The 14267-nt window shown below is 70.2% G+C and carries 14 protein-coding genes; 13 read left to right on the top strand and 1 reads right to left on the bottom strand.

Annotation, left to right across the window (positions count from 1 at the left end):
• Positions 1-79: 79 nt before the first annotated feature.
• Entirely contained in the window at positions 80-598 is a 519-nt protein-coding gene (locus BKN51_RS31465) for an inorganic diphosphatase (protein ID WP_101611081.1), read from the bottom strand.
• A gap of 151 nt (positions 599-749) precedes the next feature.
• Here BKN51_RS31465 and dacB point away from each other — a divergent pair, with 151 nt between their 5' ends.
• The 13 genes from dacB to folK all read left to right on the top strand — a co-directional run bounded on the left by dacB (position 750) and on the right by folK (position 14229).
• Entirely contained in the window at positions 750-2864 is a 2115-nt protein-coding gene (gene dacB, locus BKN51_RS31460) for a D-alanyl-D-alanine carboxypeptidase/D-alanyl-D-alanine endopeptidase (protein WP_101611080.1), read from the top strand.
• A 109-nt stretch (positions 2865-2973) separates the two neighbouring features.
• On the top strand, positions 2974-4002 hold the full coding sequence (locus BKN51_RS31455; protein ID WP_101613567.1) for a zinc-dependent metalloprotease: 1029 nt from the start codon (positions 2974-2976) through the stop codon (positions 4000-4002).
• Positions 3999-4973: a tRNA lysidine(34) synthetase TilS gene (gene tilS / locus BKN51_RS31450; RefSeq protein WP_101611079.1), complete on the top strand. Its 975-nt coding sequence runs from the start codon at positions 3999-4001 to the stop codon at positions 4971-4973. Before BKN51_RS31455 ends, tilS begins: the two co-directional genes overlap by 4 nt.
• A 13-nt stretch (positions 4974-4986) precedes the next feature.
• Complete coding sequence (gene hpt, locus BKN51_RS31445; protein ID WP_093933323.1) at positions 4987-5550, top strand: hypoxanthine phosphoribosyltransferase; 564 nt, start codon at positions 4987-4989, stop codon at positions 5548-5550.
• 144 nt (positions 5551-5694) lie between these two features.
• Positions 5695-6060: a hypothetical protein gene (locus BKN51_RS31440; protein WP_101611078.1), complete on the top strand. Its 366-nt coding sequence runs from the start codon at positions 5695-5697 to the stop codon at positions 6058-6060.
• Between the two features lie 17 nt (positions 6061-6077).
• Positions 6078-7457: a WXG100 family type VII secretion target gene (locus BKN51_RS31435; protein WP_101611077.1), complete on the top strand. Its 1380-nt coding sequence runs from the start codon at positions 6078-6080 to the stop codon at positions 7455-7457.
• 65 nt (positions 7458-7522) lie between these two features.
• The gene (locus tag BKN51_RS31430; RefSeq protein ID WP_101613566.1) at positions 7523-8317 is read left to right on the top strand and encodes an ESX secretion-associated protein EspG; all 795 of its coding nucleotides are present in this window, start codon (positions 7523-7525) and stop codon (positions 8315-8317) included.
• Positions 8318-8499: 182 nt separating this feature from the next.
• Complete coding sequence (locus BKN51_RS31425) at positions 8500-9333, top strand: ESX secretion-associated protein EspG (RefSeq protein WP_101611076.1); 834 nt, start codon at positions 8500-8502, stop codon at positions 9331-9333.
• A gap of 201 nt (positions 9334-9534) precedes the next feature.
• Positions 9535-11961 (top strand): ATP-dependent zinc metalloprotease FtsH, encoded by a 2427-nt coding sequence (gene ftsH / locus BKN51_RS31420; protein WP_101611075.1) that lies wholly within the window; start codon positions 9535-9537, stop codon positions 11959-11961.
• Positions 11930-12544, top strand: a complete 615-nt coding sequence (gene folE, locus BKN51_RS31415; protein ID WP_101611074.1) for a GTP cyclohydrolase I FolE — start codon at positions 11930-11932, stop codon at positions 12542-12544. The genes ftsH and folE overlap by 32 nt, the downstream gene beginning before the upstream one ends.
• Entirely contained in the window at positions 12541-13383 is an 843-nt protein-coding gene (gene folP / locus BKN51_RS31410; protein WP_168214426.1) for a dihydropteroate synthase, read from the top strand. The genes folE and folP overlap by 4 nt, the downstream gene beginning before the upstream one ends.
• Entirely contained in the window at positions 13376-13735 is a 360-nt protein-coding gene (folB, locus tag BKN51_RS31405; RefSeq protein WP_093933318.1) for a dihydroneopterin aldolase, read from the top strand. The genes folP and folB overlap by 8 nt, the downstream gene beginning before the upstream one ends.
• A complete protein-coding gene (gene folK, locus BKN51_RS31400) occupies positions 13732-14229 on the top strand; it encodes a 2-amino-4-hydroxy-6-hydroxymethyldihydropteridine diphosphokinase (RefSeq protein ID WP_101611073.1) in 498 nt (165 codons plus the stop codon). Before folB ends, folK begins: the two co-directional genes overlap by 4 nt.
• The last annotated feature ends 38 nt before the right edge of the window (positions 14230-14267 follow it).

Below are 14267 nucleotides of genomic sequence, written 5' to 3'. Positions count from 1 at the left end.
TTCCCCGCATAAGACGCAGCAAAGGGGCCCTTCACCGCATGACATGCGGTGAAGGGCCCCTTCAGCTCTGCTCTGCGAACTAGTGAGCGGCCGGACCGTCGACGGCTTCCTTGGCCAGCCGGTCGGTCTCACGCTCGTACGAACGCTTGATCTCGGCCTCGGCTTCGGTACGCCCGACCCAGCTCGAACCCTCGACGCTCTTGCCCGGCTCCAGGTCCTTGTACACCTCGAAGAAGTGCTGGATCTCGAGCTTGTGGAACTCGTTCAGGTGGTGGATGTCGCGCAGGTGCTCGAGGCGCGGGTCGTTCGTCGGGACGGCGAGGACCTTGTCGTCCGGGCCCTTCTCGTCGGTCATCCGGAACATGCCGATCGCGCGGCAGCGGATCAGGCAGCCCGGGAAGGTCGGCTCCTGGACGAGCACCAGCACGTCGAGCGGGTCGCCGTCCTGGCCGAGGGTGTCGTCGATGAACCCGTAGTCAGCGGGGTACTGGGTGGCGGTGAACAGGGTCCGGTCGAGCTTGATCCGACCGGTCTTGTGGTCCACCTCGTACTTGTTGCGCTCCCCCTTGGGGATTTCGATAGTGACGTCGAATTCCACGCCGGCCTCGCTGCTCTCGTCTTTGGTACGCCCCGCCTCGCGGACGGCTCACCGAAATCATCGTCTTGTCTTCACTAGTGTGGACCACGGGGGCTCGGGCGGTCGCATCGATGTGGTCGTATGTGAGCTTGGCCCCTTCCCCGGACGGTGGATGAAGGAGCGTTACGTGCCGGAAAACGATGACCCGAGGTGGCCGTCGGACGACAAGGACACCTCATCCGCCGAGCCCAAGGGCACCAAGGGGGACGGTGAAGCCACCGTCTGGCTGCCCATGTCGGGTCTGGCGAACGGCAAGACCGAAGAGCTTTCAGTGCCGAAGGTCACACCCGAAAGTGGCTCGTGGTTCTCGCCGGTCGTGGAGGTCGAGGACGAACCCGAGATTCCGGAGACGCCCACCCCGCAGTGGTCCGCGTTCGCGCCGGTGACGCCGGTCGAGCCGGAGAAGCCCGAGGCGCCCAAGACGGTCTTCGTCCAGCCCGTCCAGCCGCGGCAGACGGACGAACCGGACTGGGACCAGTTCGACCGGGGCGCCGCCACTCCGACGCGGGAACACGAGCTCGCGAGACCCGAGCCCCGTCAAGAGCCCCAGCGCCCAGAACCCCAGCGTCAAGAGCCTCCGCTCCAGGAACGCCCGGAACCCTCGCTCCAGGAGCCGCCGCCGCAGGAGCCGCCGCGACGGCCCGAGCAGAACCGGGTCGAGCCGCCGCGTCCCGCGGAGGTCCCGTCCGCGACCATGCACGCGCGCCCGGTCCGCATCGAGCCCGCCGAAGAGCGTTTCGACCCCGAAGCCACCGTCGGGATCCAGCAGCCCCAGCCGCCGTCCGAGGAACCTCCGGCCGCCGAGGCCGCCCCCGCGCCGAAGCCGAAGAAGCGCAAGCGCAAGGTCCTGCTGATCACGGGGCTGGTCGTCGTCCTGCTGCTCGCCGGGGTGGGCGGCGCCGCCGCGATGCCCAAGGTGTCGAACCGGCTCGGCCTGCCCTGGGCGCCGAACGCGCCGAGGGGCGACATCCCCCAGCCCGCCGGGGTCACCCGTGTCCTGCACGGGCCGGACATCAACGGCGTCGCGCCGACGAAAGCGGGTCTCACGGCCGCGCTGGCGGGTCCCGCCGGTGCCGCGGACCTCGGCACGCTCACCGGCACCGTGGTGGACGCGGCAACCGGCGACGTCCTCTGGGACAAGAACTCCGGCACCCCGCTGACCCCGGCGTCGACCACGAAGATCCTCGTCGTGGCGGCCGCGCTGCTGTCGCTGGACCACGGAACGCAGATCTCGACGAAGATCGTCCAGGGCGCCGATCCGGGCACGGTCATCCTCGTCGCGGGCGGCGATCCTTCGCTGACCTCGCTGCCCCTGGGCACGGACTCGCCGCTGTACCCGGGCGCCGCCCACGTCGACGATCTCGTCGCCCAGGTCAAGAAGGCGAGCGGCGGCAAGATCTCCAAGGTCCAGCTGGATGTCAGCCTGTTCAAGGGGCCGACGTCCGCGAAGGGCTGGGACCCGGAGGACACCATCGCCGGGAACACCTACATGGCCCCGGTCGTCCCCGTGATGGCCGACGGTGGCCGCAACGACCCGAAGAGCGACCACGCGCCCCGCATCGCCAATCCCGCGACCGCGCTGACCCAGAAGATCGCGGGGAAGCTCGAAGCCCAAGCGGGCGGCACGACGACGGCGCCGAAGGACGCGAAGGTGCTCGGCGAGGTCAAATCGCAGCCGCTGGCGGAGTTCGCGAACTCGCTGCTCCAGCTTTCGGACAACATGCTCGCCGACGTCCTCGCCCGCCAGATCGCGCTCGCCAAGGGCGCCGAGCCGTCGTTCGCCGGCGGCGCGGCCGCGACCCTGGACGTGCTCAAGCAGGCAGGCTTCGACCTGACCGGAGTCCAGATCAACGACGGCAGCGGTTTGTCCGACCAGAACAAGATCCCGGCCAAGGTGCTCAGCGAGATCCTCGCGGTCGCCGCGGCGCCGGACGGCAAGGATCCGAGGACGGCCAAACTGCGGCCGCTGCTGGCGGGCCTCCCCGTCGCGGGCGGCAGCGGGACGCTGGAGAAGCGCTACGGCGATCCGGCGTCGGCGGCCGGCCGGGGCTGGGTCCGGGGCAAGACCGGGACGCTGTCCGGGGTGAACACCCTGGCCGGCGTGGTGCTGGACACCGACGGCCGCATGCTGGTGTTCGCGCTCATGTCGTCCGGTTCGGACCAGAACAAGGGCCGGGCCGCACTCGACGTCGTCGCGGCGACCCTGCACAAATGCGGTTGTCGCTGAATCCGGTGAGCGACCGGAATCGGAGCGTGAGGAAGTCGAGGCGGAATTCGGTCTTCCAGCGGGTAGCGTCATAAGAGTGAGTGAGGAAACGCCGACCAAGACGCGTTCGATGGTCGACTGGTCCCTGGCCGCCTCGACGGGCGCGCTCCTGGTGCGCGGCGGACCGGTGGTCGACCGCGAAGTGGCCGATGAAGCCGTCGCCGATCTGCGCGAGCTGACCGGCGAGGCGGAGGGGCACGTCCGTGAGCTGACCGGGCTCGGCCTCGACCTGCCACTGCTGCCCGCCGAAGTCGTCGACAGGCCCGGCTGGGTCCGTTCGGCCGCCGCGGGGCTCGACGCGCTCACCGGCCGCGCGCTGCCGGAGGCCCAAGGCGGCCCGCTGGCGCCCGTGCTGGCCGGTGGCGCCGGTGTCCAGACCGGTCTGGTGCTCGCGTTCCTGGCGTCGCGGGTCCTCGGTCAGTACGACCCGTTCGGCGGGCCGGAACGCCGGGGCCAGCTGGTGCTCGTCGCGCCGAACGTGGTCGCCGCCCAGCGCGCGATGGACGTGCCCGGCCACGACTTCCGGCTGTGGGTCTGCCTGCACGAATGCACCCACCGGCTGCAGTTCACCGCGGTCACCTGGCTGCGCGACTACTTCGCCGACGAGGTCGAGCGCCTGATCGGCGGGCTCGCCGGCCGCGACGCGGACGGGCTGAGCGATCTGGTCGGCCGCCTGCCGGACACCATCAAGCAGATCGGCAAGGGCAAGGCGAGCGGCGCCGGTCTCGCCGAACTCCTGCAGTCGCCGGGCGAACGCGCGGTGTTCGACCGGCTGCTCGCGCTCTCCACCCTGCTGGAGGGGCACGCCGACTTCGTGATGGACGCCGTCGGGCCGCAGGTCGTGCCCAGTGTCGAGCTGATCCGGTCGCGGTTCACCGCCCGGCGCAAGGGCGGCGGCCTGATCGACCGCGTGCTGCGCGGCCTGCTCGGCGTGGACGCGAAGATGCGCCAGTACGAACAGGGCGCGAAGTTCACCAAGCACGTCGTCGGCGCCGTCGGCATGGACGGCTTCAACGCGGTGTGGACGTCGCCGAACACCTTGCCGACCAGGGCCGAGATCACCGATCCGGCGGCCTGGGTGCGGCGCCTGCACGGGTGAGCGGGCCGGATCCGGCGATCGCGGCCGTGCGGACGGCCGTGCGGGAGTTCCTCGCGTCGGCGAAGGTCACCGACGAGGTGTGCGTCGCCGTCTCCGGCGGCGCGGATTCGCTCGCGCTCGCCGAAGCGGCCGCGTTCACCGGTACCCGAGCGGGCCTGAAGGTGCGGGCGCTCGTCGTCGATCACGGGCTCCAGGACGGTTCCGCCGGGATCGCGGCGAAGGCGGCGGACACGGCCCGGAAACTGGGCGCCGACACCGCCGAGGTGCTGACGGTGAAGGTCGAGGGCCCGGGCGGACCGGAAGCGGCCGCCCGCCGGGCCCGTTACGGCGCCCTGCGCTCGGCACTTCCCGGCGGACACGGTCTCGTCCTCCTCGGCCACACCCTCGACGACCAGGCCGAAACCGTCCTGCTCGGTCTCGGCCGGGGTTCGGGACCGCGCTCGCTGGCCGGGATGCGGCCGCACGACCCGCCGTGGGGACGGCCGCTGCTCGGCGTCACCCGCGCCACCACCCGGCGGGCTTGCCGGGCGCTCGGCGTCGACCCGTGGCAGGACCCGCACAACGAGGACCCGAGGTTCACGCGTGTCCGATTACGAACGGAAGTAGTGCCCCTTTTGGAGGATGTGCTGTCCGGCGGTGTCGCGGCTTCGCTCGCCCGGACGGCGGCACAACTGCGCGAGGACACCGAGGCGTTGGACACACTCGCGGGTGAGGTCTACCTGCGCGCTTTCACCGAGGAGGGGCTCGACGTCGCGGTGCTCGCCACCGAGCCGCCAGCGCTGCGGCGGCGCGTCCTCCGCAGGTGGCTGCTGGACTCCGGGGTCCGCGAACTGACCGACGCCCATCTCCGTTCGGTCGATGCCCTGGTGGGCAATTGGCGGGGTCAGGGGGGCGTTTGGCTACCCGGCGACTTGGTGGCCACCCGGGCGCATGGCAGGCTCTCGGTCGAAGCACCCCAATCCACCACCTAGAGGGGATCGTCCTGTGTACGAAGGCGAGATCGCCTCCGTGCTCGTCACCGAGCAGCAGATCAACGACAAGATCGCCGAGCTGGCCGCGAAGGTCGCCGCGGACTACCCGGCCGACGGCCCCGGTTCGGGGCAGGGAGACCTCCTGCTCGTCGGGGTGCTCAAGGGCGCGGTGATGTTCATGACCGACTTCGCCAGGGCACTTCCTCTTCCTTCACAGCTCGAGTTCATGGCGGTCTCCTCCTACGGCTCGGCGACCTCGTCGTCCGGCGTGGTGCGGATCCTCAAGGACCTCGATCGCGACATCGCCGGCCGCGACGTGCTCATCGTCGAGGACATCGTCGACTCCGGGCTCACGCTGTCCTGGTTGCTGAAGAACCTCGCCAGCCGCAACCCGGCCTCGCTCGAGGTCGTCTCGCTCCTGCGCAAGCCGGAAGCGGTCAAGGTCGATGTACCGGTCAAGTACATCGGGTTCGACATTCCCAACGAATTCGTAGTCGGATACGGCCTCGACTACGCGGAGCGTTACCGGGACCTGCCCTACATCGGCACCCTGGATCCGCACGTTTACACGTCCTGAGAACCGCTTGCCCGCATCGGCGGAAATGCGGAACCCTGAGCACGGCGAACGCGTCATAGGCTGCGATCAAGTGCGTTAACCTATGCGAAGACCTTCGTCACGAATCAGTCGTGACCTGGCCCGGGGGAAACGGAGAGAGCTCAGATGGGGAACAGCAGCTTGGCGGACGCGAACGCGTTCAAGAACGCCGCGGCCCAGGGCCAGGTCGGGATCGACCCGGACGCGGCCCAGACCGCACTGAACAAGATCCGGACCGGCAAGGACGCCGTCGAGGCGCTGCTCCAGCGTGCCGGTGACCTCGGGCAGGCGCCGAAGCTGGGCAACAACCCGGTCGGCAACGCCATCGCCGCGAAGGTCGCGAACCGCGCCGACGGCGGCGGCGACTCGTACGCCGCCGCTCTCCAGAACCTGTACCAGCAGTACGAGGCGGCCGAGTCCGGCATCGTCACCGCGATGGCCCGCTACCACGAGATCGACCAGGCCGCGGCCGAGCCGTTCCGGAACGTCTGAGGGGGAGTCAGAAAGCCATGCCACCGAAGCACAGTGCCGACTCTTTCGGCGAGAACACCAGCAGCACCCCGGTCCAGCTCGGCGACAACTCGCAGGCCGCGGGCATCGTCTCGTCCGCTCGCGGGCGTTCGGACGGGTTCGACATCGGCGCCGACCGCGCCATCACCAACCCGCCGAACTGGGAGAGCGCCCCGACCAGCCAGGAGCTGTGGGACCAGGCCAACGTCGGCAACGACCCCAGCACCGCGACGTCGATCAGCCAGTCGTGGACCTCGCACGGCTCCAAGCTGAGCCAGGCGTCGAACGACCTCTACAACGCGATCTCCGAACTGGGCGCCGCCTGGATCGGGCAGGGCGCGGCGAGCGCGCAGGGTTCGCTGGTCGCCATCGCGAACTCGGGCTCGCAGGCCTCCGAGGCCGCGCACACGATGTCGGACAGGCTGCAGAAGCAGGCCGACGCGGCCACCAAGGTCAAGCTCATGCCGAAGCCGACCAGCTACACCCCCGAGGGTGCGCTGGGCGCGGCTCTCGCGGCTGGCCCGGTCGGCATGATCACCGACCAGAAGCCCCTCGCCGACCAGGACAAGGAAGTGCGGGCGGAGCAGGCCAGGTTCCTCGAGGCCTACACCAAGGAGATGAGCGAGGTCGACAGCTCGACCCCGAGCTTCGGCCCCGAATCCCTCGGCATGAAGCCGACCGCTTCGCACAACAGCGCTTCGTTCAGCGGTGTCGGCAACGTCGGCGGCGGTGGCCTCAACTCGGGCGCCGTCTCCGGCACCCCCGTCCTCGCCGGCACGCACGGCTACGGCGGCGTGCAGGCTGGTTCGCCCGCGGCGGCCGTCCACGGCGGTCCGGACTCGGGTGTGTTCTCGCAGGCCGGCTACAACGCCGCCACCGGGAACCTTCCGGCTTCGGGTGTCGCTCCCGGCCCTGGCGCCGGTATGGCGTCCGGCGCCGGTGCGCCGATGGCCCCGCACGCCCCGGCGAACGGCGGCAACGGTCTCGGCCAGGCGCTCACGGCGGCCGCGGTCGGCGGCGGCCTCGGTTACGCCGGTGCCAAGGCGCTCGGACAGGGCAACAAGTCCGGCGCGAAGGACACCGACAGCACCGACGCCGCGGCGACCGACAACGCGCCCGCGCAGAGCGCCGCGTCCCAGGCCGTGCCGCAGCAGGGCATCGTGTCCTCCAGCGGCACCATCGGCGGCGGTGCCACCCCGCCGATGCAGGGCATGGGCGGCGGCATGGGCATGGGCGCCCACGGCGCGCAGGCCGAGCAGGAAGAGGAGCACACGCACGCGTCGTTCCTCATCGAGCCGGACCCGGACGACGCCTTCGGTGCCAACGAGGCGACCCCGCCGCCGGTCATCGGTGCCTGGACCGAAGACGACGATCGCTAAAGCGGTTCTCACCGGGCGCGCGGCCTCATCGGCCGCGCGCCCGCTGACTTGTTTGGGGGCTGATGATGGCGAACGGTGAGCTGCTCACCACGGTCGAGCTGGACTTCCTGTGGGAGACCGCGAACGCCGGAGAGCTGCCGTACCCGCTGCGGCTCCGCTCGCACGGGGCGACCGTGGACGAGCGCGCCGCCCTGCGGGCGCAGACGTTCCAGTCACTGAGCCAGCGCCGTCTCGCCGACGACCGGGGGCGCCCCGAACCCCACATCGAGGACTTCTTCGGTGTTCTCGCGAGGCCGGATCTGAGCCTGGACTGCGTCCAGCTCAACAATCCCAACACCGAACCGCTGCTCGCGGTCGCGTCACTGCTCGGCGGGCAAGGCCTCCTGACGGTGCAGGACCCGCGCGGTTTCCACTTCCACCCCATCGCCCCGGACGGCCTCGCGAGCGCGATCGTCTCCCTCCTGCCGCCGGGTTCGCGCGGCACGGAGAAGTCGATCACCCTCCCGCTGGACGGGCTCGTCGGCGCTTCGGGGGCGGACTTCCTCCAGCGTCGCCAGCCGCAGGTCGACGGTACGGCGACGTCCGACGAGGACCGCAAGGCACTCTCTCGGCTCCAGGCGCAGCCGCGGCTGCGCGGGGGCCAGTTCGGCGCCAACGCGCGCAGCAAGCACGGCACGCGGAGCCGGTCTTCGGTGCTGAGCTGGTTCGACACGCAGTCGGGCCGTTACTTCACCCAGGCCACCCGCGGTTCCGACGGCCGCGACTGGATCACCATCGCGCCCGCGGATCCGGCGACGCTGCGCCACCGGCTCACGGAGATGCTGGGGAAGATCGCGGCCGACGCCTCTCCCGCCCGCTGAGCCCTTCCGCCCGTGCAATGAAGGGGACTTTCCTTGCGAAATTTGCGAGGAAAGTCCCCTTCATTGCGTTCTCGGCGGACCACTATCCGCATCCGGCCGACGACTGTCGTACCCCTTCGCTATCGTGAACCCCCTGGGCGTCCCGAGGCCCAGGAGCCAAGGTGCCGGGAGGGCACGGAGCAATGCATCAGGAACACTTCACGCCGCTGGCGTTCGACTTCCTCTGGGAGTCCGCCGAACTCGGCGACCTGCCTTATCCGCTGCGCGTGCGTTCGCACGGCGCGACCGAGGCCGAGCGCCGGGCGCTGCGCAGCCGTGCCGAAGTCGAGCTCCAGGCCCGCGGCCTCCGCGACAACAGGGGAAGGCTCGAGTCGAAGATCGAGGACTGGCTGTACCTCCTCGCCCGCGGCTCGCTGACCATCGACGCGCTGCACATCCCCGAGTTCCAGGCCCCGACGATCGCCGTCCTCGGCGCCACCGACGGTCGCGACGGGGTGCTCGCGATCCAGGACCAGTCCGGGATCTGGCTGCGCGAGGCGCCCGCGGACGGGCTCCCGACTGCGGTCGTCGACGTGCTGCCGCCGGGTCAGCGCGGCTCCGAGGCGTCCGTCACGCTGCCGATCGACGACGCCCGCCGCACCCAGCCGATCCGCGCCGCCGTCAACCCGACGAAGCAGGCCGAAGAGACCGAAGCCGCCAAGAACCGTCGTAAGGACAAGTCCCGCGTCTCACTCAGTGAACGCGTCACCGCGGACCCGCGCGAGGCGTTCGGCAAACTCACCGGCCAGCCCCGGCTGCGCGGCGGTCAGCTCGCAGCGAACAGCCGGTCCCAGGTCGGCGCCAAACAGCGGTCCCGCGTCCTCGGCTGGTTCGACACCGTCAGCGGGCGCTACCTCAGCACGTCACAGGCCGGACCGGACGGCCGCGAATGGGTCACCGTCTCGCCCGCCGACGTCAAGACACTCCGCACGCGACTCGGTGAAATGGCCGCCGGTGTGGCGGTCGACACACGCTAGGGTGACTGGCGCGTTCACGCTCCGGGAACCCTCACGAGGCGTCCGCCGTTTACGTCCGAGAGGCTCACCACCCTCGTCCGTCCAGGCGGGCGGTATCCTGAGGGGCGGGTGTCGGAGCACCATGGGTCGTCAAGATCGTGATGGCGGGTATCACAGGAGCCGCCCAACCAGGAAGGGTCGAGGCCACCAGGGCCGAGTCGTATGAACCGGAAGAGCGTGCTCAAGAACCCAGTGCTCTGGATTCTCGCGGCGGTACTGGCGTTTCTCGCCTACAACACGATCTTCGACAGTGATCGTGGCTACACCCAGGTGCCGATCTCGATCGCGAATCAGCAGATCACCGCGAACAACGTCAAGGAAGCCTCGCAAGAGGACAAGGAGCAGCAGATCAAGCTGCTGCTGACCAAGAAGATCGAGGTCGAAGGCCAGCAGGTCGACCAGATCATCGCGCAGTACCCGGCGAACGTCGCGGGCAACATCTACGGCCAGCTCATCGGCCTCAAGAACGGCGACAACCCGGTCAAGTTCACCACCAAGGTCACCCAGCAGAACGTCCTCACCCAGATCCTGATCTTCGCCATTCCGCTGGCGCTGGTGCTGGGCCTGCTGATGTGGATGATGAACAACGCACAGGGCGGCGGGAACCGCGTCCTCAACTTCGGCAAGTCGAAGGCCAAACAGCTCAACAAGGACATGCCCAAGACGACCTTCGGGGACGTCGCGGGCGCAGACGAGGCCGTCGAAGAGCTGTACGAGATCAAGGACTTCCTGCAGAACCCGGCGCGCTACCAGGCACTCGGCGCGAAGATCCCCAAGGGCGTGCTGCTCTACGGGCCGCCCGGTACCGGTAAGACGCTGCTCGCGCGAGCCGTCGCCGGCGAGGCGGGCGTGCCGTTCTACACGATCTCCGGTTCCGACTTCGTCGAGATGTTCGTCGGTGTCGGCGCCTCGCGGGTCCGTGACCTGTTCGAGCAGGCCAAGCAGAACGCGCCCTGCATCATCTTCGTCGACGAGATCGACGCGGTCGGCCGCCAGCGTGGCGCCGGCCTCGGCGGCGGTCACGACGAACGTGAGCAGACGCTGAACCAGCTCCTCGTCGAGATGGACGGCTTCGACGCGCGCGGCGGCATCATCCTGATCGCCGCCACCAACCGGCCCGACATCCTCGACCCGGCGCTCCTGCGTCCCGGCCGCTTCGACCGCCAGATCCCGGTGTCCGCACCGGATATGCGCGGTCGCAGGGCGATCCTCGAGGTGCACGCCAAGGGCAAGCCGATCGCGCAGGGCACCGACCTGAGCGGCCTCGCCAAGCGGACCGTCGGCATGTCCGGCGCCGACCTGGCGAACGTGCTCAACGAGGCCGCGCTGCTCACCGCCCGCCAGAACGGGCACGTGATCACCGACGAGGCACTGGAGGAGTCGGTCGACCGCGTCGTCGGCGGCCCCGCCCGCAAGAGCCGGATCATCTCCGAGAAGGAGAAGAAGATCACGGCCTACCACGAGGGCGGGCACGCGCTCGCCGCGTGGGCGATGCCGGACATCGAGCCGGTCTACAAGCTGACGATCCTGCCGCGCGGGCGCACCGGCGGTCACGCCCTGCTCGTCCCGGAGGACGACAAGGAGTTGATGACCCGTTCGGAGATGATCGGGCGCCTGGTCTTCGCGATGGGCGGCCGGACGGCGGAGGAGCTCGTCTTCCACGAGCCCACCACCGGTGCCTCCTCCGACATCGAGCAGGCGACCAAGATCGCCCGCGCGATGGTCACCGAATACGGCATGAGCGCCCGGCTCGGCGCCGTCAAGTACGGCCAGGAGCAGGGTGACCCGTTCCTCGGCCGCTCGGCGGGCCGCCAGGCGGACTACTCGCTCGAGGTCGCGCACGAGATCGACGAGGAGGTGCGCAAGCTCATCGAGACCGCGCACACCGAGGCGTGGCACGTGCTGAGCACCTACCGCGACGTGCTGGACGAGCTGGTCATCGAACTCCTCGAGAAGGAGACGCTGACCCGCAAGGATCTCGAGCGGATCTTCGCGACCGTCGAGAAGCGCCCGCACATCACCATCTTCAACGAGTTCGGCGAGCGGAAGCCGTCGGACAAGCCGCCGATCAAGACCCCCGGCGAGCTGGCGATGGAGCGCGGCGAGCCGTGGCCCCCGCCGGAGGAGAAGAAGGAGCAGCCGGTGCTGCAGCCGGCGCCGACCCCGGTCGGCACCGCGCAGGGTGGCGGCGACCTTCCCGGTGGCCCGCCGTACGCGGCGCCGGTCCCGCCGCCGGACCCGAACGCCAACCCCTACGCTCCGCCGCAACCGGGCGCCTACCCCAACGGTGGCCGCCCGAACGGTGGGCCGAACGGCACCGGCCACTGGCCCCAGGCATATGGTGGGCAGCAGCCGGGCGGTCCGGCAGGCGGTTATCAGGGTGGGCCCGTTGGCGGTCCGCCGAACTACGGGGCTCCTCCCGGATGGACCCCGGCGACTCAGCCGGGCGGACAGCCGAACCAGCCCTGGCGTCCCGCCGAAGACCGTCCGCGCGACACCTGGTTCGGCGGCGAGCCGGGCCAGCCTGGCGGTCAGCAGGACGAAGGACAGCAACGGCGTGACGACGGACAGGACGACACCAAGCGTTAACGGCGAAAGCCCGGTCTTCGACCAAGAGCGGGCCGAGAAAGCCGTACGCGAACTCCTGCTCGCCTGTGGTGAGGACCCGGACCGGGACGGTCTCTTGGAGACCCCGGCCCGGGTCGCTCGCGCTTACCGGGAAATGTTCGCCGGGCTCTACACCGAGCCGGACCACGTGCTGGACCGCACGTTCGACGAGGCGCACGAAGAACTCGTCCTGGTGACGGACATCCCGATGTTCTCGACCTGTGAACACCACCTGGTCCCCTTCCACGGTGTCGCCCACGTCGGCTACATCCCGAACGGCCACGGCAAGGTCACCGGTCTGTCCAAACTGGCCAGGCTCGTCGACCTCTACGCCAAGCGCCCGCAGGTCCAGGAGCGTCTCACCTCGCAGGTGGCCGACGCGCTCATGCGCAAACTCGCCCCCCGCGGCGCGATCGTCGTGGTCGAGGCCGAGCATCTCTGCATGGCCATGCGCGGGATCCGCAAGCCCGGCGCCCGGACGACGACGTCGGCCGTGCGCGGTCTGCTGAAGTCTTCGGCGTCCTCGCGGGCGGAGGCGCTGGACCTCATCAAGGGCCGTCGATGACCGCCCTGCCCCGGCCCGGCCGCTGCGCGGTGATGGGCATCCTCAACGTCACCCCCGATTCCTTCTCCGACGGCGGCCGCTACCTCGGGGTCGAGCAGGCGCTGGAGCACGCGCACGAGATGTGGGCGCGCGGCGCGGACCTGATCGACGTCGGCGGCGAGTCGACCAGGCCCGGGGCGTCCCGAGTGGACGCCGAAACCGAGATTTCCCGGATCATGCCGGTGATCCGCACCCTCGCGGCCGACGGTGTCGCGATGTCCGTGGACACCACGCGGGCCGAGGTCGCCCTCGCCGCCGTCGACGCGGGCGCGTCGGTCATCAACGACGTCTCCGGTGGGCTGGCCGATCCGAACATGGCGAAGGTCGCCGCGGAGACCGGGGTCCCGTGGGTGCTGATGCACTGGCGCGGGCACAGCAAGGACATGAACGCGCTGGCGTCCTATGCGGACGTCGTCGCGGACGTGCGCGCCGAACTGCTGTCCCGAGTGGACGAAGCGGTCGCCGCGGGGGTCGACCAGAGTGCGATCGTGCTCGATCCGGGGCTCGGTTTCGCGAAGGACGCCGAACACGACTGGGCGCTGCTGAACGGCCTGGATTCCTTCCTGTCACTGGGTTTCCCGGTGCTCGTCGGCGCCTCGCGCAAACGGTTCCTCGGGCGCCTTTTGTCCGGAAAGGACGGAAAGCCCGCTCCGCCGGACGGCCGGGAGAACGCGACCGCGGCCGTGTCCGCGCTCGCCGCGGCGGCGGGCGCCTGGGGTGTGCGGGTGCACGAGGTCGGCGCGAGTATCGACGCCGTGACCGTCGCGGCGGCTTGGCGGAAGGGGAGTCCCGTTGTCTGACCGGATCACGTTGACCGGCTTGAGGGTCTTCGGCAGGCACGGGGTCTTCGACCACGAGAAGCGCGACGGGCAGGAGTTCGTCGTCGACATCGTGGTGTGGCTGGACCTCGGCCCGGCCGCCGCGTCCGACGACCTGACCAAGACGCTGCACTACGGCGAACTGGCCGAACTCGCCGCCGGGATCGTGGCGGGCGAGCCGTACGACCTCATCGAGAGTGTCGCCGGGAAGATCGCCGACGAGGTCCTGCGCGACGAGCGGCTGACCGCCGTCGAGGTGACCGTGCACAAGCCGTCCGCGCCGATCCCGCTGAACTTCGACGACGTCGCCGTGAGTGTGCGGCGGGAGCGATGAGCCGCGCGCTGCTTTCGCTCGGTTCGAATCTGGGGGACCGGCTCGCGTTCCTTCAGTCGGCCGTGGACGCGGTGCGGCCCGCGGTGGTCGCGGTTTCGTCGGTGTACGAGACGAAGGCGTGGGGTGTCGAGGACCAGCCGGACTTTCTCAACGCCCTCGTCCTGGTCGACGACCCGGCTCGCGACCACTGGGACTGGCTGCGTGCCGGGCAGGCGGCCGAGTGGGAGGCCGAGCGCGTGCGTGAGGTCCGCTGGGGGCCGCGCACGCTGGACGTCGACATCGTGACCGTGGACGGGGTGCGCTCCGACGACCCCCAGTTGCTGCTTCCTCATCCCGGCACGCCGGAGCGCGCGAGCGTGCTGATCCCCTGGCTGGAGATCGAGCCCGACGCGGTGCTCCCCGGCCACGGTCCCGTCGCGGCCCTCCTCGCCGCCCGCCCCGCCTCCGACGTCGACTCGGTGCGCCGGACCCCGCTCACGCTCGCCGTCGCCTGACCCCGGAGTAGGGCGCCCTCTAGTTGCGGTAGTGCGTG

Origin of the sequence: Amycolatopsis sp. BJA-103, assembly GCF_002849735.1 — a bacterium.
Lineage (GTDB): Bacteria > Actinomycetota > Actinomycetes > Mycobacteriales > Pseudonocardiaceae > Amycolatopsis.
This window is presented reverse-complemented; position numbering and strand designations above follow the sequence as displayed.

Bases quoted from the DNA above. Each gene is read 5' to 3' on its own strand.
- BKN51_RS31430 (WP_101613566.1), top strand. From the start codon at position 7,523: ATGGCGAACGGTGAGCTGCTCACCACGGTCGAGCTGGACTTCCTGTGG.
- dacB (WP_101611080.1), top strand. From the start codon at position 750: ATGAAGGAGCGTTACGTGCCGGAAAACGATGACCCGAGGTGGCCGTCG.
- folK (WP_101611073.1), top strand. From the start codon at position 13,732: ATGAGCCGCGCGCTGCTTTCGCTCGGTTCGAATCTGGGGGACCGGCTC.
- BKN51_RS31455 (WP_101613567.1), top strand. From the start codon at position 2,974: ATGGTCGACTGGTCCCTGGCCGCCTCGACGGGCGCGCTCCTGGTGCGC.
- BKN51_RS31440 (WP_101611078.1), top strand. From the start codon at position 5,695: ATGGGGAACAGCAGCTTGGCGGACGCGAACGCGTTCAAGAACGCCGCG.
- folP (WP_168214426.1), top strand. From the start codon at position 12,541: ATGACCGCCCTGCCCCGGCCCGGCCGCTGCGCGGTGATGGGCATCCTC.
- ftsH (WP_101611075.1), top strand. From the start codon at position 9,535: ATGAACCGGAAGAGCGTGCTCAAGAACCCAGTGCTCTGGATTCTCGCG.
- BKN51_RS31435 (WP_101611077.1), top strand. From the start codon at position 6,078: ATGCCACCGAAGCACAGTGCCGACTCTTTCGGCGAGAACACCAGCAGC.
- BKN51_RS31425 (WP_101611076.1), top strand. From the start codon at position 8,500: ATGCATCAGGAACACTTCACGCCGCTGGCGTTCGACTTCCTCTGGGAG.